At 41.0% G+C, this 2,527-nt stretch carries 2 protein-coding genes; both read right to left on the minus strand.

Going from position 1 to position 2,527, the window contains the following annotated elements; genetic code table 11:
• Window positions 1-223 precede the first annotated feature (223 nt).
• A complete protein-coding gene (locus QOL71_RS17635) occupies window positions 224-1,516 on the minus strand; it encodes an IS91 family transposase (RefSeq protein WP_283418206.1) in 1,293 nt (430 codons plus the stop codon).
• Complete coding sequence (locus tag QOL71_RS17640; protein WP_252813556.1) at window positions 1,501-2,382, minus strand: tyrosine-type recombinase/integrase; 882 nt, start codon at window positions 2,380-2,382, stop codon at window positions 1,501-1,503. The genes QOL71_RS17635 and QOL71_RS17640 overlap by 16 nt, the downstream gene beginning before the upstream one ends.
• Window positions 2,383-2,527: the final 145 nt, after the last annotated feature.

A 2,527-nucleotide genomic window follows, 5' to 3' on the forward strand; every position in this document is an offset into this window, starting at 1 on the left:
AATAGCTAAGTTTTCGTTGCGTGCGAAGCACGAACAATGAAAACCCTGTTGAACGGAAGCTTCGGGAGCTTTTTTCAACATTATGGGTTTACCGACGAAGGATTTTAAAGATATACAGGAGACTTTCAGAAAGGTCTCTTTTTTTGTTGGTGAATTTGGTGGTTTTTCCAGGTTTTATCGTGTTTTCCTTTACTTTTGGACATAAATTCCCTTACCCAAAATGCTAGATTTTAGGCGTTTCATAGTTTTGGCTCATCTCCAAAAACCAACTTGGCGGACCGCGCAAATCAAACGTTGCAATCGTTACCAAATTTCCAATTTTGCAGCAAGTACATTTTGGCTGAAAAGCTTTGGGTGGAAGTTTTCCTTTGGGCCCAATGCCTAAATTCTGTTGCAGATTTTTAAGCTTCATCCGTTTCCACGTGCTGCTGAGAAAACCGTAATGGCGGATTTTCACAAATCTTTTCGGCAAAATATGCATCGCAAAACGGCGGATAAACTCCTCATGGCTCAAAACCATCTGCTTTTTGACGCCTTTCTGCCGGTAATCTTTATAACTGAACGTTACATTTTCAGCATCAACTTTCCTGATTCTCTGGTTGCTGATCGCGATTTTGTGAGTGTATCTTCCCAAATATTCCACCACAGATTTCGGGCTGCCAAAGGGTTTTTTAGCGAAAACTACCCAAGGTTTTTCCCAAAGTTTTTGTCTGAGTTTTTCATAAGTTTCTGCTTCATTTTTTCGGTTTTCAAATTGATTTTCATCATTTTCCGTCTGATTTTTATTACATTTCAATGATAACCGAACCTTCAGTTTCTCACAAAATTTTGCCCTGAAAACTTTGCTCAAAGCCTTTACAGGAAACAAAAAATTACCGTCGCTTCTGATGTTTTTCCAAACTCCGTTTTCATCCACGCCGCCACCCGGAACGATGCAGTGCAAATGCGGATGCAGACTCAGATCCTGTCCCCAAGTATGCAAAACAGCGATCATTCCCATCTTTAAACCTCGATTTTCACCAAAGGTTTGCAGCGTTTCCCAAGCCGATTCAAATAAAATATCATACAACATTTTCGGAGCATGAAGTGCGGTTTTATTTAAAACTTCCGGAAGCGTAAAAACCACATGCAAATAAGGCACTGGAAGCAGTTCGGTTTCCCGGTTTTCAATCCATTTTTCGCGGTTTTTGCCCTGACATTTCGGGCAGTGCCGGTTGCGGCAGGAGTTGTAGCTGATGCTGATATTTCCGCATTCGTCACAAGCGTCAATATGACCGCCCAAAGCCGATGTACGGCACTTTTTTAACGCAAATAAAGTTCTTAATTGCCAGGAATTTAATCCTAAATTTTCTAGTTTTGAACCTAAAATATTCAACACATCTGCGACTTCGTACCGAGGTTGAGATCCAGGTTGAGCAGACTGTATTTTTGAGATTTCTAAACGTTGATCTTCATTAAATTCAAAGCTTGAATTTTGGCTTTTAACAAATTCAAAACCAACTACTTCGCTCTGCATTCCTCAAACAAAGTATCCAGTGGAGAGAAGAGTTTTTGGGTAGAAAGTTGGGCGATTTGAAGGTAAACGAGGGTCGTTTCGATGTTTTCGTGGCCGAGGAGATTTTTGATGCTCACAATGTTCATCCCATCCTCCAAAAGATGCGTCGCAAAACTGTGCCGAAGCGTATGAACACTCACTTCTTTCAATATTTTTGCCGTTTTTGAAGCCTGTTTCACCGCCCATTGTACGCCACGTTGCGAATATCTTGAATCGAATTCGCCACCTGCACGATTTGCTCGAGGTTCTCCAAAGAGAAAATCTTCCGGTTTTTCCGCTTCAATATATTTTTTCAAACCCCGAATCAAATGTTCCGACAAAGGCAAATAGCGGTCTTTTTTGCCTTTTCCCTGAACCACTTTCAGCTGTTTTCGGTCAAAATCCAAATCACAGAGACGCAGATTTCTGACCTCCAGACAGCGCAATCCGCAACCGTAAAGCAACCCGATTAAGATTTTATGTTTTAAAAGTTTACAGCATGATAACATCTGCCAAACCTCCTGTTTACTGAGCACAACAGGCAGTTTTTTCTCTTTTTTAATTTCCGGAAGACTCAGAAAATCGTAGCTTAATCCTTCCGATTTCAACAGAAACCGAAGTCCGTAAACCGTGTGTTTAAAATACGATTGCGAGGGTGATCTTGATTTTTTCTGAAGGTAAAAAAGGTAATCGTGGATCTGCTCAGGATCCAATTCTGTCGGGATTTTCCCGAAATGCAGCGACACCGCCGCGACGTGTCTGGAGTAATTATTGAACGTGCTCTGACTGCGTCCCAACACCGAAACCGTACGTTCAAAACGGCTTAAAAGTTCTGTAAAACCAGGCACTTCACGCTTTGCCTGATTGATGATTTTGTTTTCTCTGAGCTCGTCTAAACTCTTTTTTTTGTAGCCATTCTATTGATTTTTTAATTAACTTTACAAAGTAACTGATTTATGCGATTGGGAAAGCTACCGAAGGTTTAGTTCAACA

The sequence above is a fragment of the Epilithonimonas pallida genome, assembly GCF_900182975.1.
Lineage (GTDB): Bacteria > Bacteroidota > Bacteroidia > Flavobacteriales > Weeksellaceae > Epilithonimonas > Epilithonimonas pallida.

Bases quoted from the DNA above. Each gene is read 5' to 3' on its own strand.
- QOL71_RS17635 (WP_283418206.1), bottom strand. From the start codon at position 1,516: ATGCAGAGCGAAGTAGTTGGTTTTGAATTTGTTAAAAGCCAAAATTCA.